Genomic DNA, 26976 nt, shown 5'->3' with positions numbered 1-26976 from the left:
CATTCCACGCGCCTGCATGCCTATGCCGAAGATCTCTCCCGCCACGTGGGACATGACCCATCTGCTGTCTTTCGTGACAGTCGCCCGCACTGGCAGCCTGAAATCGGCCGCGGCCACACTGGGCATTCCGCAGCCGGCTATCAGCCGGCATATCGGCAAGCTGGAAACCCAGTGCAATGGCCGGCTGTTTGGCCGCACGGGCCGGGGAATGACGCTGACGGAGTTGGGCGCGCGCGTGTTTCCGCGCGTCGAGCACCTGCTGGCCGAAGCCAATGCGCTCTCGCAGGAAATCACGGAATCCTCGGGCATCCCCTTCGGGGACGTGCGCATCGGGGCATTGCCATCGCATTATCTGACCATCATCGTTCCGCTGATCCTGAAGATGCGGCGCAGCCATCCAGGCATCAAGCTGCATATCTTCGAGGGATCGGGCGGCCAGATCGACCAATGGCTGGTGTCCGGGCACATAGACATAGGCATGCCCTATCGCTACGGCAAGCCGAATCCCAGCGATGCCGATACTTTGCTTACCTTTACCTCCTGCCTGATCGGCCCCGCCGGCGATACCCTTACCCAGGCGGCCGAACTGCCTTTCGCCAAGCTGGACCGCCTGCCCCTGATCCTGCCCAGCGCGCCCAGCGGCGTGCGCATGTTGCTCGATCAATTGGCCAAGCGCGCCAATATCACCCTGAACGTCATTGTGGAAGCCGACTCCACCCAGCTGCAGAAGGCCATCGTCGAGTCGGGAGAGGCATACACCGTCCTGCCGCGCCACCCGGTCGCTGCCGAACTCGCCAGCAACAGGCTGCAAGCGGCCAACCTGGTGGCCCCCGTCATCGAGCGGCGCGTGGTGCTGGCCACCACCGTCGTGCGGCCTTCGTCGCTGGCGGTACGCACCGTGGCCGGCGCCATCCGCAGTCTCTACCGCAGCGCGGCCGTGACGCGCGCCATGCATGGCGAAGGCCCCCGCGCGCCGGCGGGCGCCAAGAGCAAAGCGCGCGGGACCGACTCAGCTGGGCAAGCCTAGCACTGCCTTGGCCAGTATGTTGCGCTGGATCTCATTGCTGCCGCCATAGATCGTCGTGATCGACGAGTTGTACAAGCGGTTCGCTGGAGAAATGGCCGCGCCTTGCCAATTCAAGGGATCCGCGTCGCCGCCTTGTTCCCCGGCGGCCTCCACGCACATCATCGCCAGGCGAGAATAGGTCTCGGACGCCCATATCTTCAATAGCGACACGCTGGGCGGGAGCGTGCCTCCATGTTTGACGATGGCCGCATAGTCGGCAAATAACGCCTGTAGATCGAATACGTCCAGCGCGGCCTCGTTGTAGCTTTCGACGAACGCCCTATCGTTTTCCCCTGCTTGCGCCAGCGAGCCGAACGCCCCCTTCATTTCGCCCAACAACCGCAATTGATTCAGCGCATATAGCGATTGGCTCGGGCTGCCGACGAACAGGCGCTCGAAATCCAGCAAGGCCTTGGCGATGGTCCAGCCCTGATTCATCTCGCCCACCAAATTCCTGCGCGGCACACGGACATGGTCGAAGAACACCTCGCAGAACTCTTCCTCGCCGCCGATGTTGACGATGGGCCGGACGGTGATGCCTGGACGATCCAGTTCGGTAAGCAGGAAGCTGATTCCCGCCTGCTTCTTGGCCGTCTTGTCGGTACGCACCAGCATGAAGATGTGGTTGGCGTCCTGCGCCAGCGTGGTCCAGATTTTCTGGCCCGTCACGACAAAATCATCGCCATCGATCACCGCCTCGGTGCGCAGCGAGGCCAGGTCCGAACCGGCGTTCGGCTCCGAATAGCCCTGGCACCAGACGTGGTCGCCGGACACGATGCGAGGAAGGTAGTAGTCCCGTTGCTCGGCAGTGCCATACTTGATGAGCACTGGCCCGATATTGATGATGCCCTGGTCCGGCGCGCGGGCCACGCCGTACGCCTCCATCTCTTCCATGAACGCAATCAGCTTGTCCGGCTCCAGCGCCATGCCGCCATGCTCGCGTGGCCATGCCGGCGCGATCCAACCCTGCCGCGACAGCGACATGTACCAGTCGCGCAATTCCGGCCAATGCAGGCGCCGCGGCGGATTGCGCAGGTCCCCGGGATAGTTTTCCTGGACGAACTTGCGCACCATGCGGCGGAAATCGGCTTCCGGAAGGGCGTTCCAATCCGTGCCAGAAGCAGCAGGCGGCAACGCCGCGCCATCAGGATCGGCACTATCGCCTTCAGCCTGAGCAAGCGACAGCGGTTCGGCCAGGAGCCGGTTCTCGCGCACTCCCCCGAGCCACGCCGCCAGGTGCAAGGCGCGTTTCAAATACAGGCCGATATCGAGCTCGTCTGTGTAGCCGATGGCGCCGTGGAATTGGATGGCCAATCGCGACATGTGCAGCGCGGCGTGGCAACAACGCGCCTTGACGCGCGCGCAACGCGCGCCGTAGTGCGCTTGCACCGTCGCCGGATCGGAGGCGTCCAGCCCTGTCTCGCCAAACTCGCCCAGGAACTGGTCCAGCGTGGCGCGCGCAAGCTCTATCTGCAGCAGGGCATCCACCATCCGGTGCTGCAGAGCCTGATTGGCGCCGATGGGCTTGCCGAACTGCGTGCGGGTTTTCAGGTATGCCAGGGTGTCGTCATACGTTCTGTGCGCGATGCCCAGCAGTTCGGCAGCTTGCATCAACCTGGCATTTTCCAGCGCGCGCGCCACGGCCGCGTCCGCCAGTTCACCTTGCGCAATCACGTTCGCGGCCGGGATCCGGACGCCGTTGAACGACAGGTTCACGCTCATGCTGCCGTCCACCCGCTCCCGCGTTGCCGCGGCCAATTCCGGGCTGGCAGCGGGTACCAGGCAAAGCACGGTCGTTGCGCCCATGCTGGCGTTCACCAGCCAGGCATCGGCGCCGGCGGGATAAGCCCACCGCTTTTCGCCATGCAGCAGCACCTCCCCTGAAGCACGCTCCGCGGAAACAGCGGGTTTCCCGGCGTGCTGCTGGCCCGGCTGCTCCTGCCATGCAAGGCCGATGACCGCGCCGCCGCCGGCAATGTCGCGCAGCAGCGCATCGCGCCCGGATACGGACGGCAGGTTCAGCAGAGCCGCCGCGCTCAGGAACGCGCCGCCCAGCAGCGGTTCGGGCAAGGGATGGCGCCCGATCTCTCCCACGATGGCGGCCATCTCGCGCAGGCCCAGCCCCAAGCCATCCAGCGATTCAGGCACGCACAAGCCGGTCCATCCTGCCTGCGCCATTTTTTCCCACACGTCGCGTTCGTATCCTGGCTGTGCGCCGCGCAAGGCGCGTAGGCGAGCCATCGGACTCGCGGCTGCCAGGAAGGCGCGGGCGCTGTCCCGAAAGGCGCGAGTGGTCTCCTCCCGATCGATGTCCTGTTCTGTGCGTATGTTCATTCCGGTCTCCATGTTTTGACTGCATCCTGGCGATCGAGTCTACGAGAACGTCCCCGGCCGGAGCATGGCGCCAGCGGCAATCCAGCTATGCCTTTTGGCGAAGTCGCCTGAATGACTGCCATGCCCGCGTGGCGCCAGCGCAGAGATGCGAAAAAAGGCAAACCTGAAATACAAGCAGGCCCATGGTGCGCGCTTTCTCCTTTCCTTAGACTGGGGCCATCAGAACAAGGTCCGGGCCGGCATGGCCCGGACAGCAGCAGGAGACCGTGTTGACCCCTTTGCTAGCCCACATCAAAGTCCTGGACCTGAGCCGCGTGCTGGCCGGCCCGTGGTCCAGCCAGATCCTCGCGGATCTGGGCGCGCACGTGATCAAGGTGGAACGCCCCGGCCGCGGCGACGACACCCGCGCCTGGGGGCCTCCCTTCCTCAAGAACAGTGATGGCAGCGATACGCGCGAGGGCGGCTACTTCCTGGCCGCGAACCGGGGCAAACGCTCCATCACGCTGGATCTGCAAACGCCGGAAGGCCAGGCCATCGTCAAAAAAATGGCGGCCGAGGCCGACGTGGTGATCGAGAATTACAAGGTAGGCACTTTGCCCCGCCTGGGCCTGGGCTACGAAGACCTTGCGGCCGTCAATCCGGCCTTGATCTATTGCTCGGTCACCGGGTTTGGCCAGACTGGCCCCCGCCGGGCAGAGCCCGCCTACGACTTTCTGGTGCAGGCCATGGGCGGCTTGATGAGCGTTACCGGCGGAAGGGACGACCAGCCCGGCGGCGGACCGCAGAAGGTCGGCGTACCCATCGTGGACATGGTGACCGGCGTCTATGGGGCCGTCGGCATTCTGGCCGCCCTTGCCGGCCGGACCCAGACCGGCCGCGGCCAGCACATCGACCTGGCCATGCTGGACGTGCAGGTCGGACTGCTGTGCAACCAAGGAATGAACTATCTGCTGGCGGGCAAGGTCCCCCGGCGCACGGGGACCGCCCACCCCAACATCCAGCCGCAGCGCACCTTCGACTGTCAGGACGGCCAGATTGTCCTGGTCGTGGGCAACGACGGCCAGTTTGCCGCCTTCTGCAAAGTGCTGGGGGTTCCCGACTTGGCCGAGGATCCCCGCTTTGCCACCAACGGCCAGCGCGTGTCTCACCAGGCGGCGCTGGATCCGATACTCGACGCCATCCTGATACAGCGTACCCGCGCGCATTGGCTGGCGGCCTTGGCGGATGCGGGCGTGCCGGCGGGTTCGATCAACTCCGTGCCGGAGGTATTTGAAGAGCCGCAGGTGCGCCAACGCGAAATGCTGCGCTACTTGCCCCATCCACTGGCAGGCGAGGTGCCTCAGATCGCGTCGCCGCTGCGGTTCTCGGACGCCCCGGCCCACAGCACCATCGCGCCGCCGCTGCTAGGCCAACATACCGCCGAAATCCTGCGGGAGCTTGGCTATTCCCCGGACGAGATCGACGCGCTGCGTGTGCGCGCCGTGCTGTAGCCGGGCCAGCCGCTCTTGGCAGCGGCAGTCCATACCAACGATGAAAATGGAGACAACATGAGCGAGAACTTTCCCCCCGATAACTATCAACACCTGACCGTGCGCGTCGATGGCCACGTCGCAATCATCCTGCTGAACAATCCTCCCGTGAATGCTCTCAGCCGCGGCATGACGTTGGAGCTGACGCGCGTGCTGGACGTGATCTCGGAAACGGATTCCATCCGCGCCGTGCTGCTTTCGGGTGAAGGAAAGGTTTTTTGCGCGGGCGCGGACTTGAAAGGACGCGGCGACGTGATCAAGGGGCCGGGCGACCTGCCGCAACACTCGCGGTACACGCGCGAGTGTTTTCATTCGATACGAGAATGCGCAAAACCCGTGGTTGGCGCCATCAATGGCGCGGCGCTTGGCGCCGGCCTGGCCATCATGGCATCGTGCGACGTGCTGGTGGCCGCTACCTCCGCCCGGGTGGGGCTGCCGGAAATCGACGTCGGGCTGCTGGGAGGCGGCCGTCACGGCATGCGGCTGTTCAGCCACTCCCGCCTGCGCCGCATGATGCTGACCGGCATGCGCATCGATGGCGACGAACTGTATCGCCTGGGCGTGGTCGAGGCCAGCGTGCCGGTCGAATTGGTGTTGGAGACGGGCCTGGAGATTGCCCGTGAAATCGCGTCCAAGAGCCCTTTGGGAACGCGTCTGGCCAAACAGACGCTGAACGCCATCGAGGAAATGAGCCTGCGAGATGGATACCGCTACGAGCAGGACATGACCGCCGCCATTGCCAGGACCGAGGACGCGCAGGAGGCCCAGCACGCATTCCGCGAAAAGCGCGCGGCGGTATTCAAGGGACGTTGACCCCCGCTGCGGCTCGCGCCGGGATTGGGTCCAGAATCATGAAAACACAGGAGACAACAATATGCACCGCATCGTGACCACCTTATGCATCGCCCTGCTGGGCCAGACCGCCTCGGCCGCGGCCTTTCCCGAAAAACCCGTGCAGATCGTCGTGCCGTATTCACCCGGCGGGTTGACCGACAATATTGCGCGCCTGTACGCCGAACGCCTGGCCGCGCACTGGAAGCAGCCCGTCGTGGTGGAAAACAAGCCTGGCGCGGGGGCATCCCTGGGCGCCGCCTATGTATCGCGCGCCGCGGCCGACGGCTATACGCTGTTGATCGGCAGCGTGGGCATGGTCACCAATCCCTACATGCTCAAGAGCATGCCCTACGCGCCCAATGCCCTGGCGCCCCTCAGCCGCGTCGCGCTGGCGCCCAACGTGCTGTATGTCCACCCGTCGGTGCCGGCCAAGACCGTCGGTGAATTGATTGCCTACGCGCGCGCCAACCCGGGCAAGATCAGCTTCGCGTCGTCGGGCGTGGGGTCCAGCCCGCATCTGGCGGCCGAGCTGTTTGCGAACCGGGCGAACATCGACGTGCTGCAAGTGCCGTACAAGGGAACCGGCGCCGCCATCGCCGACTTCCTGGGCGGCCAGGTCAATGCCTATTTCGACACCATGCAATCCATGGGCTATGCCGACGCCGGCAAGATCCGCGCCTTGGGAGTCGCCTCCAGCCAGCGCCTGGCCGAGCGCCCTGATCTGCCCACCGTCAATGAAGCGGGCGGATTGAAGGACGTGATTTCCAGCAGCTGGTTCGGCTTCTATCTGCCCGCCGCCACGCCGGAAAATGTGCGCAAACAGATCGCGGATGACCTGAAGGCGATCAGCGATGAGCCGGAGACCCGCAAGAAAGTAAACGCCATGGGATTGGTTCCGGGATATCAGGATGCCGAGGCGTTCGGGCAATTCAATCGCGAAGAGGGGGAACGCTGGGGCGGCGTGATCAAGAGCCAGGGCATCACCGTGCAGTAGCCCTGGCTCGCACTCACTGCCGAAGCGCCGCCGCCAGCCCGCGCACCTCTTCGAGCGCGCCCGCCACGCCCTGCTCCGCCAGCACTTGCGCAAGCCGTGAACCGACCACCACCAGATCGGCATGCCGCGCCACGAGCCGGGCTTCGTCCGGCGTACGCACGCCAAACCCCGCAGCCACCGGCAGCCGGGTATGCGAACGCAGCCGCTCCAGGTCCTGGGCGATGCGGCCCTCGTCGGGCAGGTCCGCGCCCGTCGTGCCCGCCAGCATGATGTGATAGACGAAGCCGCTGGCGTCGCGCAGCAAGCCCGCCAGCCGCGTGTCCTCGGAAGTCGGCGCGGACATGCGGATCAAATGCAGGCCATGCGTGCGCGCCGCGCGGCCGATATCGTCGGCATGCTCGAGTGGCAGGTCGATGATGATCAGGCCGTCCACGCCTGCCGCCGCCGCGTCCTCGATAAAGCCTTCAACGCCATGTCGCAAGATGGGATTCAGATAGCCCATCAACACCACGGGCGTGTGCGCGTCCGCCTTGCGGAACTCGCGCACCAGGGCCAGCGTGCGCTTCAAGGTCTGGCCGCCGGCCAGCGCGCGGACGTTGGCCTGCTGCAGCACGGGACCGTCCGCGACCGGATCGCTGAACGGCATGCCGAGTTCGATCAGGTCGGCGCCCGCCGCGCGCAAGCCGCGCAACAGATCCAGGCATGCGGCGGGATCGGGATCGCCCGCCGCGAAATAGGTCACCAGGCCGCTGCGTCCGGCCTGGCGCAGCGCTACAAGAGTGTGATCAAGCCGGGTCATGCCGCCACCTCGCCAAATTGGGTCACCGTGTCCATGTCCTTGTCGCCGCGCCCACTCAGGCACACGACCAGGATCTCGTTGCGCGCCATCCGCGGCGCCAGCTTGCGCACGTAGGCCAGCGCATGCGCGCTTTCCAGCGCGGGCAGGATGCCTTCCTTGCGCGTCAGCCAATGGAAGGCCGAGACGGCTTCGGCATCCGTGACGGACACATAGTCCACGCGTTTTCGGTCATGCAGCAAGGCGTGTTCAGGGCCCACGCCCGGGTAGTCGAGGCCGGCCGATATCGAATGCGCATTGACGATCTGGCCGTCGTCGTCCTGCAGGTAGTAGCTGCGGCAGCCGTGCAGCACGCCCTCATGGCCCGCGCTGATGCTGGCCGCATGCGCCCCGCTGGCCAGGCCCAGCCCGCCGGCCTCGACGCCATACAGGCGCACGCCCGCGAATTCCAGGAAAGGATAGAAGAACCCCATCGCGTTGGAGCCTCCGCCCACGCAGGCCACCATGACATCAGGCATGCGGCCGGTCTTGGCCGCGATCTGCAGGCGCGTCTCCTCTCCGATCACCTTCTGGAACTCGCGCACCAGCCAGGGATAAGGGTGCGGGCCGGCGCCCGTGCCCAGCAGGTAGTACGTGTCGGCGGGGTCGGCGATCCAGTCGCGCAAGGCCTCGTTCATCGCGTCCTTCAGCGTGGCGGTGCCGGCATGCACGGCCCGTACCTCGGCGCCCAGCATGCGCATGCGGCGCACGTTGACGGACTGCCGCTCCATGTCCTCGGCGCCCATGTAGACCACGCACTGCAGGCCGAACAGGGCGCAGACGGTGGCGGTGGCCACGCCATGTTGTCCCGCGCCGGTCTCGGCGATGATGCGGCGCTTGCCCATGCGGCGGGCCAGCAGGATCTGGCCCAGACAGTTGTTGATCTTGTGCGCGCCGGTGTGGTTGAGGTCTTCGCGTTTGAGGTAGACCTGCGCGCCCCCGAGTTCCTCCGTAACGCCCTGGGCCAGGAACAGCGGGCTAGGCCGGCCCACATAGTCGGCCAGCATGCCGCGGTAGGTCTGCCAGAAGTCCTCGTCCGACAGCGCCGCGTTGAACTGGCGTTCGAGTTCGTCCAGGGCGGGGACCAGCGTTTCGGGCATGTAGCGCCCACCGTAGGGGCCGAATTGGCCCCGGCTGTCGGGTGCGGCCGGATGAATGGCGGATGGCATGGGCAAGTTTTCCGTGACAGGATGGAAAGAATTTTCCTTATGCTATCTTCACAAAATACTTATTTGAATCAATGATTTGTTTATCATTAATGTAAGTTCAGCTAACAATCATGAGACGACTGCCCTCCCTCAATGCTCTGCGCTTCTTCGACAGCGCGGCTCGCCAGGCGAGTTTCACGCTGGCGGCCAAGGAACTTTGCGTGACCCACAGCGCGGTCAGCCAGCAGATCCGGCAGCTCGAAGAGTGGCTGGGCTGCGCCTTGTTCGAGCGCCGTGCCGGACGCGTCCATCTGACCGCGGCGGGCCTGGACCTGCAACGCGCCGCCCATGACGCCTTCGACCTGCTTGAGCGCCGCTGCGATGCGCTCAAGCGCAGCACGCAGCCGGCGGAACTGGCGGTGGGTGCGCCAGCCAGTTTTCTTTCCAACTGGCTGATCCCGCGGCTCGAACGTTTCGAAGCGCTGCATCCGGACATCCGCGTCAGGCTGCAGACCGCCGCCGACGCCGCCTTGCTCAACACGCAGCGCGTGGACGCGCTGATCCTGGCCGGGCGCGCCTGGCCGCGGGAATGGGACGTCACGCCGCTCTTCGCCGAAACCATAGGACCTGTCTGCACCCCGACCCTGGCCGCGCGTATCCGCGGCGCGGCCGACGTGCTGGCTATGCCGCTGCTGCACACCAGTTCACGGCCCGACGCCTGGAAGGATTGGGCGGCGCGCCAGGGCATCGCGCTGGCCCCGCGGCAGGCGGGGCGCGAATTCGACCACCTGGGCCACATGCTGGAAGCCGCCGCCGCTGGCCTGGGCGTGGCCATCGCCCCCGCGGTGCTGGTGGAGTCCGAGCTGCACCGGGGCAGGCTGGCCGCCCCGCTGGACTTCGTGGAAAGCGGTGCAGCCTTCAGCCTGTGCCTGCGTAGGGATGCGGTCCGCGCCGACGCCGCGCACGAACGCTTGCGTGACTGGCTGCTGGCCAGCGCGGACGCCGGCTGACATCTTCCACGCGCAAGCAGAATTCCGAAACCGGTTACCCTGGCGCGCCGAACCACACCGCCGAAACGTATCCATGAAAAAACTCTGCGCGATGCTGGGCCTGCTGGTCCCCGCGCTGGCCAGCGCCGCCTACAGTCTTTCCGCCACCGAGACTGCGGTGCTCGAAGCGGTGCTGCGCGACGAGCTCGACACCTACATGCAGGGTGGCAGCAGCCTCATCGGCGCGCGCCTCGGCCTGCCCATCGCGACCGCCGAAACCGTGTCCCAAGCCTATGCCAACGGCCCGACCGCGCGCTTTCCCGCCTCGCTGGACGTAACCATGCTGATCGCGGGCCCGGTCGACGCCGGCAGGAGCAAGGACGGACAGATCGTGTCGTTCGCCACCTCCGGATCCCCGACAGTCCGGGCCCAGTTGCCCGCGGGCCTCCTGCCCGCCCAACGCTTGGCCTTGGCATGCAGCCGCATGGAGTTGGTCGACGGTTCCCCCACCTTCATGGATTGCCGCGACGGCGCCGTGGCCGGCAAGAAGGAAGCCGCCCGCTTGAAGCGCGACCTCGCCGACTTCTACCTGGGCAAGCCGGCCACCGTGCAGGTGTCCCAGTTGGCCGTCAACATATCGGTGTACGCCAGTCTGCTGGCGCCCGGCCACGGCTGTCCGAAGGACATCGGGAAATGCCGCCTGGCCATCCAGGCGGTCGACGGCGCAAGCCAGAGCAAACAGCTGCCGGCAATCGTGCAGCGCTTTCAGCGGGCGGGGCTGGATCTCAGCCCGTACCAGGGCGAGAAGGCCGCGACCACGCCAGGCCGCTAGCGCACGGGGCCAACCGCGCCACAGGCGCGGTCTGTACCGCCCCCAATTATCGCGATCCCGCGCCGCTATACTGGTCCCACCTCAATACCCCTTACGCGCCGCGCCTTTTCTGCTGCGCCCTGTTATGTCCGTCTTGTTGGCCTTGCTGCGCCCCGTTGGCCGGGCGCTATTCTGTACCGTCGCCTCCCTGCTCTCCGCCCACGCGTTCGCCGCTCCGCCGACGCTGGCGCAATGCCACGGCATCAAGGATATGGCCTTCGTCGCCCACCTGGACGACGATCTGCTGTTCATGAACCCCGACATCGCCTCCAACATCCAGGCGGGCGGCTGCGTGCGGCTGGTCTACCTGACCGCCAGCGATGCCGGCGAAGGCGAAGGCTACATGCTGAGCCGCGAGCGCGGCGTGCGCTCCGCCTACGCCTATATGGCGCATCAACCGGACGAATGGAAAGAGGACGCTGGCACCGCGGGCGGCCGGCGCATCGCGCGCTTCACCCTGAAAGGCAATCCGCGCGTGCAGCTGTGGCACATGCGCCTGAAAGATCCCTGGCTGGGCAATGGCTGGGGCAGCCTGACGCCGCTGAGCCGCACCGAATCCGTGCCCGGCCAGAACGTCGATACGCTGGGCCCCTATCCAGAGTCCTATACGCGCGAACAGTTGATCGACACCCTGGCCGACCTGATCCGCCAGTACGCGCCGACCACGGTGCGCCACCTCGACGACACCATCGCCGTGCCCTATACGCAGCTGTGCTGGCGCTGCGCCGGCCACGGACATCCCGACCATATCGCCAGCGCGCGGCTGGCGCGCGAAGCCATGCTGCGCGCGCCCGGCAACTACGCCGAGATGGGCTATGTCGATTACCCCAGCCAGGAACGCGCCACCAACCTGACCCAGGCCGAGATCGCCAGCAAGTCGCTGATCTTCCAACACTACGCCTGGAACGACTACCACTACTGCGCCGGCCCCACGGGCTGCAAGGAGCCGGCCGGCCCCGCCGCGGCCTGGGTGCAGCGCGCCTATTACGTGTCGCGCCAGGACATCGCGCCGCAGCTCTACCCGGACGGGCGCGGCGGCATGGTGGTGTTCGCCGCCGGCGAAACCAATGGCGCCGTCAACCGCTGGGACGCGAGCCAGCGCCGCTGGCAAAGCCTGGGCGGACGCACCAGCGGCCCGCTGGTCTCGTTCACCCATGCCGACGGCACGGCCGGCCTGATGGCGCGCGACCCGTTGGGCGGCGTGTGGGCGAACAAGCAGCGCCATGACGGCACCTGGCAAGGCTGGCAAGCCCTGGGCGGCCTGCGCGTGACCCAGATCCCGGCCGTCGCGCCGCGCGGCGAAGCCGCCGCCGTGGCGCTGGGCTACGACGGCCTGCTGCACTGGATCAGGCCGTCCGGCGTCGACGGCAGCTGGAGCACCTGGCAGGACCTGCCGCCGCTGGAAGGCGTGACCGGCTCCCCGGCCGCGGCGCTGGGCGGCGACGGGCGCTACGTCATCTTCGCCATCACCGCGGCCGGCGAACTCTATTACACCCGCCAACTGCCTGCCGCCAAGAGCCAGCGACCCGAATGGCAGGACTGGCGCCGCGTGCCCGCGCCCCAGGCCGCCGGCGGCCTGGCGGCGATCCGCAATCACCAGAACCGCGTCGAACTCTATTTCCGCCAGCGCGGCAGCAACCATCTGACCCGGCTGATGGAGACCGGCGACACCACCGATCTCGACATGGACTGGGGCTCCCCGACCGACATGGGCGTGCCCTACATCGGCCGCCCGGCCATCGGCGCCGATGCCAGCGGCAACGTCATGGTCGCGCTGCTGGAACGCGCCGGCGGACAGCTCTGGCTGGTGGAGCACGGCAGGCCGGCCAAGCTGGACGCCCAGGCCGCCTCGCCGCCCGCGCTCAACCTGGTCAACGGCACGCTTTACATCGTCGCCCGCGCCACCGGCGGCCCGCAGCGCTACGAGGTGCTGTCGCGCCGCGAAGGCAACTGGACCCGCGGCTTGACCCTCGAGGGCGTGCCGTCCGCCGGCGGCGGTCCCTTCGAAACCGTGGCCGCGCGCCCCATCGACCTGCCCAAGCTCGGCGCCAACGACGCCAACCAGGCGGCGGTATTGCGGCCCTCCGTCGAAGATCCAGGCTCGCTCAGCGTGGGCCGCATGCCGACGCAGGCGTCGCAGGCGGCCACGCCGACCCAGCTGCGGTAGGCGGCGCGAACGCGCGACGAGTTCCTGGCGCCGGGGTCACTGGCGAACCTCGCCGGCTCGCGAGCCGGCGGGCGGACTATCCACCGCTCGCCGCAAGAAATCTCTCAACGGCGGAGACCGTGGCCGCCGGCGCCTCGACATGCGGATAGTGCCCCGCGCCTTGAACGACCTCTATGACAGTCTCCGCGTAAATGGCCGATATCTTTTCCCGGGCGACCTGCTCACCGCAAGCAGGATCGAATTGCCCGACCAGCGCCAGCATGGGCAAGGCCAGGATCCTGGCATCGTCACTGACATCGGTACGGCTGGCATCCTTGGCATAGGACGCGAATGCGTCCGGAGCTATCTGGTCGAAAGTCGCCGCGACCATCGCGCGCGCGAAGCCCTCCGTGTATCGATCCGCCGTTCCCGCAACGACAAGTTTCTCGCGGCTTTTGGGGTCGCGCGCCGCATCCTTCAACAGCGCCGCCCGCTCAGCATCGGGCTTCGTTCCCTTCGCGCTCACGCCCGCAATGGAGATGATGGACGCGACCCGTCGAGGCATGGCGATCGCCACCATCTGCGCGGTCAACGCGCCCATCGAATGCCCTCCGACCGAGAACTTCTGCCAACCAAGGAATTCCACCAGCTTGCAAGCGTCGATGACAGCTTCGCACAATGTGAACAGGCCCGCCAGGTTCTTCGACGCGCCGTACCCCCGGTAGTCCACCACTGCATACTGGTAGCGTTCAACATCGGCGTAATGGAGGGCCTCGTCGAACGCATTCTGCGTTCCGAGCAAACCGGGAAACAGCAGCACCTTCTGCAAGCCGTTCCCGATCAATTTATAGGATTTCATTGTTGAGTCTCGGTTGCCATGACCACGTCGGCCAGCATCAAATGTGAATCGGATCGTCCCGCTGCATCAGCGCCAGGACTTCGTCGCGCGAATATCTTGCCGCCAACTCCGGCGCAATCATCAACTCGCTACCCAGGCTGTCCTCGTCTTCGTCCATCTTGAAACCCAGCGACTTGGTGGCTTCGAACATCACGCCACCAGGTGTGCGCACATAGACGGATTCGAAATAGCCCCGGTTCTTCCTGTCGGAAAAGTCGGTGTATCCCATGCCTTCGATGTCGAACTTGACGCTGGCTTGAGCGTCATAGTCCGCGACGTCGAAGGCGCCGTGATGCACGATCCCCTGCCCCAGGGTCCAGGTTCCCTGGCGCATGTCGGGCTCATGCGCGATGTCGATCCGCTTCCCGGGCCCGCCGTCGACCGCCTCGTAGCGTTTGAACTTTCCGTCCGAGCGGGTCAGGCGGAATTTCCACGCCGCCTTGAGGAAATCCTCCATGCCCTCGAGCTCCCGGACCGCTGCTGTCCAGTTGTGGAAGCCGCGCACGGCATACTGCCGCGGCACATACTCCGACTTCCACACCGGGCGCAAATCCGTGGGATCCTCGACGAGTTCGAAATCGATGCCGGCATGGACGAAACGGATGTACTTCTCTCCGAACCGCTCGGACTCTCCCGCGACTTGCACCTTGCTTCGCCCCAGGTGCTCACGCCAGAAATCCAATGACCCCGCGGGAATGGAATAGGCGATCGCCGTGAACTGGCCCGATCCCTTTCTGCCGAGCAGGCCGGTGCGCAGCATCGGGAATGTCGTCATCACCGTGCCGGGCGTTCCCGCCTCGTCGGAAAAATACAGGTGATAGATCGGAATCCGTCCGTCGAAAAAAAGCGTTCGCTTGATGAAGCGCTGCCCCAAAACCTTGACGAAAAAATCCACGTCTTCCTGCGCGCTTCTCGTGCACAGCGTGATGTGGTGCAGGCCAAGAATCTGCTCGTCTCTCATGTAGCCTCCTCGATGGAATCGTTCGTTCCGCTTGTCTCCTGGGCGTCCTCTTTGATAAGGTTTGCCATCGGCGATCAGCCGAAATCAAGTGTCGATGCGGTGATTCCAGTATGAGGATGGGTCCCGGCGCGCAGCAATGCCGCTACGCGAATCGCTATGGATCGGATATCGAATCAGGCACAGCCAGGAGACTTCATGCGCCTTCCCGATCTGGACTTGCGGCTGCTGCACGCCTTCCTGGTTCTCTACGAACAGAAGAACCTGCGCAAGGCGTCCGAGGAACTGGGAATATCCCAGGCAGCCATGAGCCGAGGGCTGGCCAAGCTGCGCCTCGCGTTTGATGACCCGCTGTTTATTCCGACGGCAAGGGGCGTGGAGCCGACGCCACGGGCGCATGACTGCGTGGCGCCCGTCACTGAAATCGTGGAACTGGCCGCAGAACGCCTGCTGCCGACCGTACCGTTCGATCCTGAAACCAGCGACCGGCAGTTTTCCATCGCGGCGTCCGACGTAGGAGAGCTGGTGCTGATTCCGGAACTCATGAGAACCTGCACAGCCTGGCCGGGCCTGCGTTTCAACGCCCAGCGCCTGTCCATCAAATCCCTCCCGGAAGAACTGAAATCCGGCGCCGTCGACGTCGCCGTGGGAGCCTTTCCGGCATTGGAAAATGCCATACGCTGTCGCCGGCTCTACACCGAGCAGTATGTCTGCCTGGTCCGTTCGGGAAACCCGATCCTCTCGAGTCCGCTGACTCAGGCCAGGTTTCTCGAAGCCTCGCACATCGTGGTTTCGGCCGGCGTGCTCGGCCACATCCACGGCCGCGCCGAACAGGCGCTGCTGGGCATGCTGCCCGCCAGTGCGGTGAAACTCACTTCGCCCAGCTTTCTACTGAGCGCCATGATCGCCAGCGAAACCGACTGCGTGCTGGTTGCGCCTTCGGCCCTGGCCCGATTCGTCAAGGGTAGGTGCGGGCTTGAAGTACTGCCCTGTCCGCTCGGCATCGACCCCTTCGATGTCGTGATGTACTGGCACGAACGGGTACACCATGACCCGGCCAACCGCTGGCTGCGCACATTGATAGCTGAGAGCTTTGCTTCGGACAGGGCCGCCTGAAGGCCGGCTCCATCGGAAAACCAGGTCAGACATATGGAGAACATACGCAGCGTATCCCGGGTATTGCAGTTGCTTCGGGTCCTGAATGAAAAGCCGGAAGCCTCGTTGCAGGATCTGCACGCGGCCACGGGCCAGCCCAAGGCAACCTTGCATCGGATGCTGGAGACGCTGCGCCAGGAAGGCTATGTGCGCGGGACTGGAGTTGTCGGCATCTACTGCCTGACGGCCAAAGTCATGGAGTTGAGCGCTGGCTGCGGCGACCGGCAGCGCGTGGTCGACATGGCCATGCCCATGCTGATCCGGGCCACCAAGGTCTTGAAATGGCCGCTGGCGATTTCGACGCTGGACGTGGATGCCATGGTCGTGCGTTTCAGCACCATGCCCTACAGCCCGCTGGCGTCCCAGCCCAGCACCTACGGCCATCGGCTGCCCCTGGACAGGACCGCGGCTGGCCTGGCCTACCTGTCCTTCTGCTCCGAGGCCGAGCGCTCAGCCGCCCTGCAAGTGCTGCTCAAGGACGCAGGCGGCACCGAATCCGGACTGCTCCTGGCTGACGCGATCGACCGGACTCGACGCCAGGGGTACGGGCTGAGGCTTGCGGCGGGGCCCCGCGAAACCGCCACGTTGGCCGTGCCGCTGATGGTCGCCGATGAGCTCGCGGCCTGCGTCTCGCTGACCTCCTTCGGTTCCATCATGACGCCAGCCTTCATCAAGAGCCAGCTGCTGCCGCTGCGGGAAGTCTGCAATGACCTGGCGGAGGCCATCCAGCTGGGTTGAGGCCCCAGCGCTTTCCGCCTGGCGGAAAGCGCCTGCGCCGGACTACGCATGGCGGCGCGGCTTGTTTATCTTGAGGCTTCATCATTTCCAGGAGCAACAGGATGAAGCTCGCCAGCTTTTGGGCAGCAGGGCGCGACAGGATCGGATTCGAGGACGCGGACGGCAACGTAGTCGACATCGCCGCGGCGGCGACCAGCCAGGGCATGCCGCAACTGGCCGATATCCGGGCCGATCTGCTGCCGCTGCTCGAAACCGAACTCGGGTCCTGGTGGCCCGCCTTGCGCGACCTGCACAGTCTCTACGGGTCCGGACAGCGCGCCACCCTCAAGTTCTCGCCCGGCGAAATCACCTGGCACCCGCCCGTACGCCGGCCGTCCAAGCTCTGCTGCCTGGCTCTGAACAACAGCGCCAACAGCGAACGCATCCTGTCCGGCCCCAAGCACCCGGCGGTGTTCGTAAAACCCTGGACCGCGATGACCGGCAACCACACGGCGCTGCGGATCCGGCCCGTCTACGGACGCGTGCACCCGGAACCGGAACTGGCCGTTGTGATCGGCGCCCGCGCCAAGGATGTCTCCGCCGCCGAGGCCATGAACCATGTCTTCGGCTACACGATACACAACGACTTCACCTCGCCGACCATGCGCGCCGAGGACACGTTCCACTACCGCGCCATACACCCGAGCGCCGGAGATCCCGAGCAGATCGAATACGTCGACACGCATGTCAGCTATCCGGGCCGCTACAAATGCAGCGACACGTTCTCGGCGGTCGGCCCCTGGCTGGTCACCTCCGACGACATCGAGGACCCCCACGCGCTGGACGTTTCCTGCAGCCACGACGGCCGTCTGATCACCCAGGACAACACCGCCAATCTTTTCTTCAAGCTGCCCGAGGTCATCGAATTCCTGTCCTCGTACATGACGCTCATGCCCGGCGACATCATCTCGCTGGGCACGGCGCTGCGCCGCTCCGGCGGTGGCATGGCGGTGCAGAACGTCAACCTGGCGGAGTTGGGCGGCGTCGTTTCGGTGGCCATATCCGGGCTGGGCACGCTGAGCAATCACGTGGAAAGGACACCGTAGCCATGCCGCCCATCTCCGCCCGGCCTTTCAGGAGCAGCCCTCCATGACACAAAGCATGCTTGTATGCGTATCGCACTCGCCCATCATCATGATCCGCGCAAAGGCGCCACGGGAAGAGCCCGAAATATCCCGGCTCTACCAGCAGTGCGTCGCCGAGATCGAGCGCTACGATCCTGACGTGGTGGTGGTCTTCGGCTCGGACCATTACTCGGGCTTCCACCTGGACATGATGCCGTCCTACTGCATCGGGTTGCAGGCCCGCGCGGAGCATGACGTGGGCGGCTTCGGCGGCAACCTGGACGTACCCGTCCAGGAAGCGCTGCGGCTGATCGAATCGCTGCAGCGGGCCGGCTTCGATCCTGCAGCCTCGCACGGCATGACGGTGGACCACGCGTTCTCGCAGCCCATCCACCGCCTGCTCGGCGGCCTGGACACGCGTCCGGTCATCCCGGTTTTCCTGAACGCCATCGCGCCGCCCCTGCCCACCTTCGCCAGGATCCGCGAGCTGGGCACGGCCATCGGCCTGGCCATGGCGCAGCGCGGCCTCAAGACGCTCTATCTGGGTTCAGGCGGCCTTTCGCATCACCCGACCCGCTACTACCCCCTGAGCGGCACCGCCACCCCCGAAGTACAGGCGTGGCAAATGCACGCGGAACTCGGCGGCAGCATGAGCAGGGAAGAATGGTTTTCCCGCCTGCGCGATATGCACGAGGAAGGCGCCGCCATGCTGGTGGACGGCCGACGCACTCGCGCGGACATCAAGCTGAATCCGGAGTTCGACGCGGAGTTCCTGGACATGGCGATGAATCTGGACTTTGAACGAACCCGGTCCTGGGAGGCCGGGAACGTGATCGAAACCGCCGGCATAGGCGCCATGGAATTGCTGGCCTGGGTCGCGGCTGGAGAAGCCTACAAGGCCGCCGATGGACGCATGCCCCACGCCAGCCTCTATGCGCCAACACTGGAATACGGCATCGGCTACGGCATGCTCTGCGCGGGCGGCGCCGGTCCGTGAAGCCTGCGCGCGGACTGCGCCTGCCGGTTGCGCCGCGCGAGACTCACAATAACGAGAATGGAGACAACCATGCTGCATACCCTATACCGTCTGCTCGGCGGTGCGGCGCTGGCCGCCGCCGCCGCGGCCGCCGGCGCCCAACAGGCGCCGATCCGCTGGATCGTGCCTTACCCCGCCGGAGGCGGCACCGACACCATCGCGCGTACCATCGCGGACGAAATGCGCAAGCAGCTTGGACAAACCATCATCGTGGAGAACAAGGCCGGCGCGGGCACTCTCATCGGCACGCAGGCGCTGCTCTCCCTGCCGCCCGATGGTCACGCGGTGATGTCGGCAGACGGCGGAACGCTGGCATACAACAGCAGCCTCTATCCCAAGCTGCCCTACGATCCCGAGCGCAGCTTCACCTACCTGGGCGGCATGGTCAGCATGCCGATGATCCTGGTTGCCAGGTCGAAACTGCCCGTCGATTCCTTCCAAGCCCTGCTGCAGGACGCCATCAAGCATCCGGGCAAGTACACCTATGCCTCCGCGGGCACCGGCTCGCCCCAGCATCTCGCCATGGAGATGCTGCAACAGAAAACCGGCGCACGCCTGACGCACGTGCCCTACCGGGGAGTCGCGCCAGCCATGCAGGATGTCGTCGGCAACCAGGTGGACCTGCTGATGATAGGACTGCCCGGAGGACTGGCCCAGATACGCGCCGGCAATGTCAAACCTTTGGGCGCGGCCACCCGTCAACGGCTGCCGGAGCTGCCCGGGCTGCCGACCTTGCAGGAAGCCGGCGCGGCGGGTTTCGTGGCGGATTCCTGGCAAGGCCTGGTGGCCCCGGCCGGCATGCCCGATGAATCCGCGCGGCGCCTGGAACAAGCGCTGGAGCGCGCCCTGGCGGTTCCCGCGGTACGCGACAAGCTCCTTGCCATGGGCGCGATTCCCACGCCCATGAAGGGAGACGATTTCAGGCGCCATGCCGCGGATCAGCGCAGGCTCTGGACGCAAGTCATCAACGCCGCCGGCATCCGCATGGAATGAGCCACCGAAACACGACAGGAAACAGGATCATGAGGAAAACAGGGATAAAGATTGCGGCCGCGCTGGCATTCGGGGTCTTGGCAGCGGCCGGCACGGCGCGGGCGGCCGGCTATCCGGACAAGCCGATCAAACTGATAGTGGGCTTCGCGCCCGGAGGCGCGAGCGACACGCTGGCGCGGATGGTCGCGCAGCAGGTCTCGGGCAAACTCGGGCAACAGATCATCGTCGAGAATCAGGCGGGCGCGGGAGGAAGCCTGGCGGCCAGGACCCTGGCGCGGGCCGACGCCGACGGCTACACCATCATGCTGGGCAGCCCCGGCAGCATGATCATCAATCCCATTCTTCAGCCCAAGCTCGCCTATGACCCCGGCAAATTCACGCCAGTCAGTCCCTTGGCGCGCATCAGCTACGCCTTGATGGTGCGTAAAACCCTGGACGCGGATTCCGTCGCCCGGCTGGTCGAACTCTCGAAATCTCGCCCCGACGGGCTGACCGTCGGGTCCGCCGGCATCGCGTCCAATACCCATCTTGTCGCAATGTCGTTCGTCGTCGGCACGGGCGCGCAGCTGCGCCACATCCCCTACAAGGGAACGGCTCCCGCCATGACCGACCTGATCGCCGGCAACATCGACGTCCTATTCGATTCCATACCCGTGGTGCTGCCCCAGATTCAGAGTGGGAAAATCAAGATACTCGCCGTCACCGGCAGCAGCAGGGAGCCGTCGTTTCCTGACGTTCCCACGATCGCCGAAAGCGGCTGGCCGGACTTTTCCGCGAACAACTGGTTCGGCATCTTCGCACCGCCGAACACGCCCGCCCCCCTCGTCCGGAAGCTGAACGCGGCGTTCACGGCCACGCTCGAAGATGACGCCGTGCGCAAGCAGCTGGAGTCCTCCGGCCATCGCCCTACTCCCGGCTCGCCCGAGAGTCTCGCCAAACTGGTGGAGACCGAAAGGCGGAGCTACGAGGACATCATCAAGAAAACAAACATCAGCCTGCAATAGGCCACGCGGCGATCAGGCGCAAGGAGACCCCGTGAACAAGAACGCTGTCGCATTCTGGATGGCCCTTTGCTGGCCCCTGGCCTTCTCTGCCGCCTCGTCGCGCGCGGCCGAGCAGCCTGCCGAAGCGCCGCGCAACGGCTCGGTCAGCATGCTGGCCTCCGGCGCCTTTTCCGCGGTCAACGGCCAACTCGATCCCTACTACCGGAAAGCGCTGGGCCTGGAGGTCATCGCCAGCTTCGGCTCCGCTTTGTACTCCGTGCCCACTTCGGTGCCGCGCCGCCTGGAACGCGGCGAGCATGCCGACCTGGTGCTGACCTCGAAGGACACGCTGGAAAAGCTAGCCGCGCAGGGATTGATCGTGCCCGACAGCCAGGTGGACATAATGAAATCCGCTTTGGGCGTCGCCGTTCGCAGCGGCAGCCCGATACCGGAGATCGCCACCCAGGCACAGACCGCGGCGATGCTGCAGCGGGCGGACTCCATTGCGTATTCTTCCAGCCTTAGCGGCACCTACTATGAAACCGAGATGCTCAAGAAAATGGGCATCGAGGATCAGGTGCTGCCCAAGAGCCGCAAGATCTCCGGCGAAAAGGTCGGCGCCGTCGTGGCGCGGGGAGAGGCCGAAATCGGCATACAGCAAGTCAGCGAACTGCTGGCCGTTCCCGGCATCGTCTTGGTCGGCAAGCTGCCTGAATCGATTCAGCGCTACACGGTCTTCTCGGCCGGAATCTCGACAGGCGCCAGAAACCCTCGAGGCGCGCGGGCATTGCTGGAGCTTCTTGCCGCCTCCCCCGAGGTGGGCCAGGTGCTCGCCAGGAATGGGCTGGAGCCCATCGGACCCAACAGATAAACGCTGCGCGCAGGACGTGCGTCGACGACGCGGGTTTTCACCTATATCGTTCAATTGTTTGATTGTCGACAATCTCACAAAAGAACAAACCGTGTAGCGGATAGGAGACCCGAAATGCTTCTGACGAAACTCGAAGGACCCGGCGTTTGGCGCAGTGAAGAGCTCGGCGCTCAGGCAAGTTGGTGCCAGCAGCTCACGGACACGGAGATTCAGGAGGTCGCCGACGCCGCGCGCCGTTGCGAGAGCCGGAACATTCCGTTGTTCGAGATCACCCGGGACGACTTCCCGCTGACGGCGCTGGCAGAGCGCTTCCAGCGCATCCAACAGGAACTCGAAGGCGGGCGCGGCTTCACCGTACTGCGCGGCCTGGACCCGGGCAGCCTCGGTGCGGAATCATGCAAGCGCGTGATCTGGGGACTGGCTCAGTATCTGGGTACGCCCGAACCGCAAGACCGCTCGGGCAGCCTGCTGCACAGCGTGACGAACACCGGCAAGACCATTGCCAACAGCGATACCGCGCGCGGATACGAAACCGACGACGAACTAAAGTTCCACAATGACGGCGGCGACGTCTTCATGCTGCTTTGCCTGCGCACGGCCAAGGAAGGCGGGATCAGCAAACTAGTCAGCGCGGCCGCGCTGTTCAATGCCATCCTGAAAGAGCGCCCCGACCTTGCGGCGGTGCTGCAGCAGCCCTTCTACTTCGACTCCCGTGCCCAGAACCTGAACGAAAACAAGGTCCAGGTCGTTCCCATCTTCACGGAACACTTGGGATATCTGAACGTGCTCTACAAGCGGCGCTATATCGTGACCGCGCAGCGCTTCCCGGATATTCCGCGCCTGACGCCGCAGCAGACCGAAGCCCTGGACATCTTCGATCGGCTTTGCGCCGATCCTGCCTTGCAGTTGTCGTTCAGCATGCAGCCCGGCGACATCCAGATCGGCAACAACTACTCGATCCTGCATTCGCGCACGAAGTATGTGGATCACGACGAGCCGGAACTGCGCCGGCACCTTTACCGACTTTGGTTGACCTTGGAAAACAGTCGTCCGCTGCCCGAAGTGTTCGGGACGACGCGGGAATTCGGGCCATCGTATGCGCGCCGGCAACAGCGCGCCTCGGCATGAACGGAGTATCAAACGTGGGCCAAGTACAGTTTCTTTCCCTTCCCGACCAGATCGTCACCAGGCTGACCGAAGACATCCTGAAAGGCGTCTACCTGCCCGGTCAGCGGCTCAAAGAGCAAGAGTTGGCGCTCAAGATGGGGACCAGCCGCGCGCCTCTACGGGAAGCCTTCCGCGTCTTGGAACGCGATGGCCTGATCGAGATCCTGCCTTGGCGCGGCGTGCGCATCGTCGAACCCACTCTTGAAGAGATCAGGGACCTGTTCGAAGCTCGGGCCGACATGTTTGGGCTGTGCGTCAGGCACGCTGCCTCGAACGGCGAACCGGGCTTGCTGAAGAAGATCGAGGCCGACATCGATGAACTGATCAAGCAAACCGACGCCGGCTGCGATGAGCGCGAATACAAGGAAATGACCAACGCCATCAGTTCGCAGATGTATGCGCTGATCCAGAACCGCTACACCCGCGCCTTTATCGACAATCTGCGCCAGAAGATGCTCTGGCACTACTGCTACATGGGCATTTCCTCGTATGCGAGCCGCCAGGACGCCAACCGCTACTGGCACGATCTGGGTCGGGCCTTGCTCAGCCGAGATCCGCAGGCGGCGGAAGTCGCGGCCCAGCACATCATGGCCGCCTCGAAGAATTTTGCGCTGCGCCTGCTGGAAGAGAAACAGGACGCGTCCGCGCACCGCCAGCCAACCAATGACGAACCGGAATCCGGCATGAAGTAGCACGCACTGCTCGCGATGCGCTCGACAGAAGCGCAGCGGGCAAGATCGAGGAGACAGGTGATGGTGAGTATCAAACGGATGTTCGCCGGTTTGATCCTGGCGGCATCGTATGCATTGCCAGGATCGGGCCACGCCGCTCAGGCATGGCCGGAACGGCCCGTAACCGTCGTCATCGCCTATCCTGCTGGCGGCGCCGCCGATGTGGTCACCAGAGTCGTGCTGAACGAACTGGCCCGGACGCTGGGCCAACCGTTCATCGCGGAATCCAAGCCCGGCGCAAACTCGAACATTGCGGCGGAATGGGTAGCCCGAGCCAAGCCCGATGGCTACACTCTGTTGGTAACCAGCCCATGGTTCGCGATCAACCAATATGTAGAGACCGGCAGACGCTGGGAGCCTGCCAGCCTGGCGCCGGTGGCACGCTTCGCGCTCACGGACAATCTGCTGGTAGTCCCCGCCACCGCTCCCTATCAGAATCTCGCGGGCTATGTGGCATTTGCCCGCAGCCAGTCCAATCCTCCCTTGCAGTATGGAAGCCCCGGGACCGGATCGACGCAACGCATGGCGGCCGAACTGTTCCTGGGCCAGGCGGGCCTGAACGTCGAACCGATCCAGTACAAGGGCGCTCCTCCCATCATCCCGGACCTGGTAAGCGGCCGCGTATCCATGGCAGTGCTGGCCTCCGCCAATGTGACCGCGCTGATCCAATCAGGAAAACTGAAAGGCCTGGCGACGTTCGGCGAAAAACGCAGCCCCAATACGCCGGCGATTCCGACTATGGCCGAGCAAGGCTATCCCAAGGCCATCGTGACCTCGTGGTTTGGCTTGCATGCCCCCGCCGGCACGCCCGCGGAAATCATCCGGCGGCTATCTGACAGCGTCCGGGAAATCGTATCCAGGCCGGATGTGCAGGCATCGCTGAGCGCCGCGGATGCGCAGGCCGCGTTCCTGGACACGCAGGACTTTTCCCAATACCTCCAGACCGAACAGGCCATGTGGAGAGACGTTGCCGCGCATCTCGAGGGAAAAAAATGAGCGTAGTCCATGTCGTTGTGGAAAGCGCAAACCGGCTGGGAGAAGTCCCGCTGTGGTCGCCTTCGCGCAAGTCGTTGTTCTGGATCGATGTCCACAAGCCTGCGCTCCATGCCTACACTCCCGGCAGCGCAGCAGTGCGGACCTTTCCCCTGCCCGCCTCGATAGGCAGCTTTTGTGAAACCAGCAAGGGCAGACTGATGCTCGCGCTCAAGTCCGGCCTGCATTTCCTCGATCTGGAAACCGGAGGACTGCAAGCCTGGTTCGACCTCGAACCGGGCCTGCCAAACAATCGCCTGAACGACGGCAAGTGCGACAGGCAAGGAAGATTCTGGGTAGGCAGCATGAACGATGGCGACCGGATTCCCACCGGCACGCTGTATTCCGTGCTGGGCAACGGCAAGTCCATCGGCCATCTTTCCGGCATCACCATCCCGAACTCCCTGGCCTGGAGTCCCGACGGCAAAAAGATGTATTTCGCCGATACGCCAGCGAAATCCATCCAGGTCTTCGACTTCGACACGGACGACGGCGTGCCGTACAACCCCCGCACATTTCTCGACATGTCCAGCCATGCCGGCCGCCCCGATGGCGCAACCGTCGACACCGAAGGATGCCTGTGGAGCGCTCACATCCACGCGGGCCAGGTGGTTCGCTACACGCCGCAGGGGCGTCTGGACCGGATCATCCAGCTGCCTGTCACCGGCGTCACCTCATGCGCCTTTGGCGGCGATCGGTGCGAAACGCTCTTCATCACCACCGCTACGCAGGGGCTGACTGAGCAAGCGCTACGCGAGCAGCCGCTGGCTGGCGCGCTTTTTGCCGTGAACACAGGAGTCTCGGGGATGTGCGACACGCCTTTCGCCGAAGCTTCTTGAGCATCACCGGAAACTCACTACACAAGGAAGCGTATGTCTACTCCCCTCACAGGCGGTCGCATCATTGCGGAAATACTTCAAGCGCACGGCGTGGAGCACGTGTTCTTCATGGACGCCATACTACGGCGCGCCCTGGTCGAAATGGAGAAATTAGGCATCCGCCGCATCCTGGCGCACTCGGAAATCGCCGCAGCCTATATGGCGGACGGCTATGCGCGCGTGAAGGGCAAGCCTGCCGTCTGCATGGCCCAGTCCGTGGGCGCCGCCAACCTTGCATCGGGCCTGCAGGACGCCTGTCTGGCCCAGACCCCGATCATTGCCCTGACCGGCCGGCAGCCCGCGGCCATGCAATACCGCAATGCCTACCAGGAACTGCCGCATGAGCCGATGTTTCGGTCCACGGCCAAGAACAGCATGCGCGTGGATGATATCGAACAACTGCCGCACGTATTGCAACAGGCATTCCGCGAAGCCGTCACGGGCCGCCCAGGCCCCGTGCACATCGATGTCGCCGGCCATACCGGAGACGCCATCGCCGCCGCGACGCTTGACGGCTACCCGCAGGCCGTGCAGCCTTTTTCGGCACTGCCGGGCTTTCGCCCCCCGGCCGAAAGTCGGCTCATCGAAGCGGCGGCACGGCGGGTCGCGCAAGCCGAGCGGCCGGTCATCGTGGCTGACCAGGGGATCTGCACATCGGGCGCGCAGCAGGCCTTGCGACTGTTCGCCGAACAAGTCTCGATTCCCGTGGTGACGTCGCTGGATGCCAAAGCCGTCTTGCCCGAAACGCACCCTTTGAACGGCGGTGTTGCCGGCACCTATTCGCGCGCCTGCGCCAACCAGATCGTGAACGCCGCCGATCTGGTGATCTTTGCCGGCAGCGTCATCGGCGACCATGTCAGCCACAACTGGACGTTGCCACGGCAGGATGTGCCGGTCATACAGATAGATGCCGATCCCGCCCAATTGGGCCGGAACTACCCCGGCTCGCTGGGCTTGCCGGGAGACGCCCGCAGCATTCTCGAACAGCTGGCCCAGGCCTGCCGGCCGGCCCGCCGGTCTGCCTGGCTGGATCGCGTCCAGGGATTTGTGCGGCAGTGGAATGACGCGGCCGCCGTGGCCTGTGCCAGCGATTCCGTCCCCATCCGTCCGGAACGGCTGTGCGCCGAACTGAGCGCGGTCCTGCCGCCGGACGCGATCCTGGTTTCGGACACGGGATATTCGTCGCAATGGACCGGCACCTACGTGCAACTGCGTCACGAAGGGCAACGGTACCTGCGGGCGGCGGGTTCCTTGGGATGGGGCTTTCCAGCCTCGCTGGGCGCGAAGTTCGCCGCTCCCGAGGCGACGGTCGTCTGCTTTACCGGCGATGGCGGATTCATGTATCACCTGCCGGAACTGGAGACCGCACTGCGCTGGGGGCTGAAGACCATCACGGTGGTCAACAACAACCATTGCCTGGCCCAGGGTACGCGTTCGATTCTCGGCGCGTACGAAGGATCGGACGGCAAGCGCGAGGAAATCTACCACTACCGGCCGATGAATTTCGCCGCCATCGCGCAGGCCATGGGATGCGTCGGCATACGAGTGACCCAGCCGGCCGAGTTCGCGGCCGCGTTCGAGCAGGCAAGCGCGAGCGAACTACCTGTCGTCATAGACGTCGTCACCGATCCGCAAGCCCTGGCGCCCTTACCCTGGACGCCCTGAACCGGTAGCCGCCGCCTGGATT

At 65.0% G+C, this 26976-nt stretch carries 24 protein-coding genes; 19 read left to right on the top strand and 5 right to left on the bottom strand.

All coding sequences use genetic code 11. From position 1 onward, the window contains the following. Positions 1–16: 16 nt before the first annotated feature. Positions 17–1027 (top strand): LysR family transcriptional regulator, encoded by a 1011-nt coding sequence (locus tag FOC84_RS18795; RefSeq protein ID WP_173145753.1) that lies wholly within the window; start codon positions 17–19, stop codon positions 1025–1027. Here the strand turns inward: FOC84_RS18795 and FOC84_RS18790 are convergent. Further along, positions 1010–3400: an acyl-CoA dehydrogenase gene (locus FOC84_RS18790; protein WP_254241706.1), complete on the bottom strand. Its 2391-nt coding sequence runs from the start codon at positions 3398–3400 to the stop codon at positions 1010–1012. The genes FOC84_RS18795 and FOC84_RS18790 overlap by 18 nt on opposite strands. A 269-nt stretch (positions 3401–3669) precedes the next feature. On the opposite strand from FOC84_RS18790, the gene FOC84_RS18785 reads away from it, so the two are divergent. The 3 genes from FOC84_RS18785 (at position 3670) to FOC84_RS18775 (ending at position 6757) form a co-directional block, all read left to right on the top strand. Continuing rightward, positions 3670–4890 carry a CaiB/BaiF CoA transferase family protein gene (locus FOC84_RS18785; protein ID WP_173145752.1) on the top strand — a complete coding sequence of 407 codons (1221 nt, stop codon included), beginning with the start codon at positions 3670–3672 and terminating at the stop codon, positions 4888–4890. A gap of 57 nt (positions 4891–4947) precedes the next feature. Then, positions 4948–5742, top strand: coding sequence for an enoyl-CoA hydratase/isomerase family protein (locus FOC84_RS18780; protein WP_173145751.1), 795 nt, complete (start codon positions 4948–4950; stop codon positions 5740–5742). A gap of 61 nt (positions 5743–5803) precedes the next feature. Next, complete coding sequence (locus tag FOC84_RS18775; RefSeq protein ID WP_173145750.1) at positions 5804–6757, top strand: Bug family tripartite tricarboxylate transporter substrate binding protein; 954 nt, start codon at positions 5804–5806, stop codon at positions 6755–6757. Positions 6758–6770: 13 nt separating this feature from the next. Here FOC84_RS18775 and trpA read toward each other — a convergent pair whose 3' ends face one another. Then, entirely contained in the window at positions 6771–7556 is a 786-nt protein-coding gene (gene trpA, locus FOC84_RS18770) for a tryptophan synthase subunit alpha (protein WP_173145749.1), read from the bottom strand. After that, complete coding sequence (trpB, locus tag FOC84_RS18765; protein ID WP_173145748.1) at positions 7553–8761, bottom strand: tryptophan synthase subunit beta; 1209 nt, start codon at positions 8759–8761, stop codon at positions 7553–7555. The genes trpA and trpB overlap by 4 nt, the downstream gene beginning before the upstream one ends. A 110-nt stretch (positions 8762–8871) precedes the next feature. Between trpB and FOC84_RS18760 the strand changes: the two genes are divergently transcribed. The 3 genes from FOC84_RS18760 (at position 8872) to FOC84_RS18750 (ending at position 12767) form a co-directional block, all read left to right on the top strand. Beyond that, positions 8872–9750 (top strand): LysR substrate-binding domain-containing protein, encoded by an 879-nt coding sequence (locus tag FOC84_RS18760; protein ID WP_173145747.1) that lies wholly within the window; start codon positions 8872–8874, stop codon positions 9748–9750. Positions 9751–9823: 73 nt separating this feature from the next. Further along, positions 9824–10561 carry a hypothetical protein gene (locus FOC84_RS18755; protein ID WP_173145746.1) on the top strand — a complete coding sequence of 246 codons (738 nt, stop codon included), beginning with the start codon at positions 9824–9826 and terminating at the stop codon, positions 10559–10561. Between the two features lie 124 nt (positions 10562–10685). After that, a complete protein-coding gene (locus FOC84_RS18750) occupies positions 10686–12767 on the top strand; it encodes a PIG-L family deacetylase (RefSeq protein WP_173145745.1) in 2082 nt (693 codons plus the stop codon). Between the two features lie 76 nt (positions 12768–12843). Here the strand turns inward: FOC84_RS18750 and FOC84_RS18745 are convergent, their stop codons facing one another. Next, on the bottom strand, positions 12844–13605 hold the full coding sequence (locus tag FOC84_RS18745; RefSeq protein WP_173145744.1) for an alpha/beta fold hydrolase: 762 nt from the start codon (positions 13603–13605) through the stop codon (positions 12844–12846). 37 nt (positions 13606–13642) lie between these two features. Then, positions 13643–14605 (bottom strand): VOC family protein, encoded by a 963-nt coding sequence (locus tag FOC84_RS18740; RefSeq protein ID WP_173145743.1) that lies wholly within the window; start codon positions 14603–14605, stop codon positions 13643–13645. A gap of 195 nt (positions 14606–14800) precedes the next feature. Between FOC84_RS18740 and FOC84_RS18735 the strand changes: the two genes are divergently transcribed. From FOC84_RS18735 to FOC84_RS18680, 12 genes are all read left to right on the top strand, one after another. Continuing rightward, positions 14801–15718, top strand: coding sequence for a LysR family transcriptional regulator (locus FOC84_RS18735; RefSeq protein WP_173145742.1), 918 nt, complete (start codon positions 14801–14803; stop codon positions 15716–15718). Between the two features lie 33 nt (positions 15719–15751). Beyond that, on the top strand, positions 15752–16495 hold the full coding sequence (locus FOC84_RS18730; protein WP_173145741.1) for a helix-turn-helix domain-containing protein: 744 nt from the start codon (positions 15752–15754) through the stop codon (positions 16493–16495). A 101-nt stretch (positions 16496–16596) separates the two neighbouring features. Then, complete coding sequence (locus tag FOC84_RS18725; RefSeq protein WP_173145740.1) at positions 16597–17580, top strand: fumarylacetoacetate hydrolase family protein; 984 nt, start codon at positions 16597–16599, stop codon at positions 17578–17580. Positions 17581–17623: 43 nt separating this feature from the next. Next, positions 17624–18595, top strand: a complete 972-nt coding sequence (locus FOC84_RS18720) for a hypothetical protein (RefSeq protein WP_173145739.1) — start codon at positions 17624–17626, stop codon at positions 18593–18595. Between the two features lie 69 nt (positions 18596–18664). Beyond that, positions 18665–19627, top strand: a complete 963-nt coding sequence (locus tag FOC84_RS18715) for a Bug family tripartite tricarboxylate transporter substrate binding protein (RefSeq protein ID WP_173145738.1) — start codon at positions 18665–18667, stop codon at positions 19625–19627. 29 nt (positions 19628–19656) lie between these two features. Beyond that, positions 19657–20631, top strand: a complete 975-nt coding sequence (locus tag FOC84_RS18710) for a Bug family tripartite tricarboxylate transporter substrate binding protein (protein ID WP_173145737.1) — start codon at positions 19657–19659, stop codon at positions 20629–20631. A 31-nt stretch (positions 20632–20662) separates the two neighbouring features. Further along, positions 20663–21481: a substrate-binding domain-containing protein gene (locus tag FOC84_RS18705; protein ID WP_173145736.1), complete on the top strand. Its 819-nt coding sequence runs from the start codon at positions 20663–20665 to the stop codon at positions 21479–21481. 114 nt (positions 21482–21595) lie between these two features. Next, positions 21596–22609 (top strand): TauD/TfdA family dioxygenase, encoded by a 1014-nt coding sequence (locus FOC84_RS18700; protein ID WP_173145735.1) that lies wholly within the window; start codon positions 21596–21598, stop codon positions 22607–22609. Between the two features lie 14 nt (positions 22610–22623). Continuing rightward, entirely contained in the window at positions 22624–23340 is a 717-nt protein-coding gene (locus FOC84_RS18695) for a GntR family transcriptional regulator (RefSeq protein ID WP_173145734.1), read from the top strand. Between the two features lie 60 nt (positions 23341–23400). Further along, on the top strand, positions 23401–24375 hold the full coding sequence (locus FOC84_RS18690) for a Bug family tripartite tricarboxylate transporter substrate binding protein (RefSeq protein ID WP_254241705.1): 975 nt from the start codon (positions 23401–23403) through the stop codon (positions 24373–24375). Beyond that, positions 24372–25250, top strand: coding sequence for an SMP-30/gluconolactonase/LRE family protein (locus FOC84_RS18685; RefSeq protein WP_173145733.1), 879 nt, complete (start codon positions 24372–24374; stop codon positions 25248–25250). Before FOC84_RS18690 ends, FOC84_RS18685 begins: the two co-directional genes overlap by 4 nt. 33 nt (positions 25251–25283) lie before the next feature. After that, entirely contained in the window at positions 25284–26954 is a 1671-nt protein-coding gene (locus FOC84_RS18680; RefSeq protein WP_173145732.1) for a thiamine pyrophosphate-binding protein, read from the top strand. The last annotated feature ends 22 nt before the right edge of the window (positions 26955–26976 follow it).

The organism is Achromobacter pestifer, assembly GCF_013267355.1.
Taxonomy (GTDB): Bacteria; Pseudomonadota; Gammaproteobacteria; order Burkholderiales; family Burkholderiaceae_B; genus Achromobacter; species Achromobacter pestifer_A.
The sequence above is the reverse complement of the archived record's forward strand: the minus strand, read 5'-3'. Positions and strand labels throughout refer to the sequence as shown.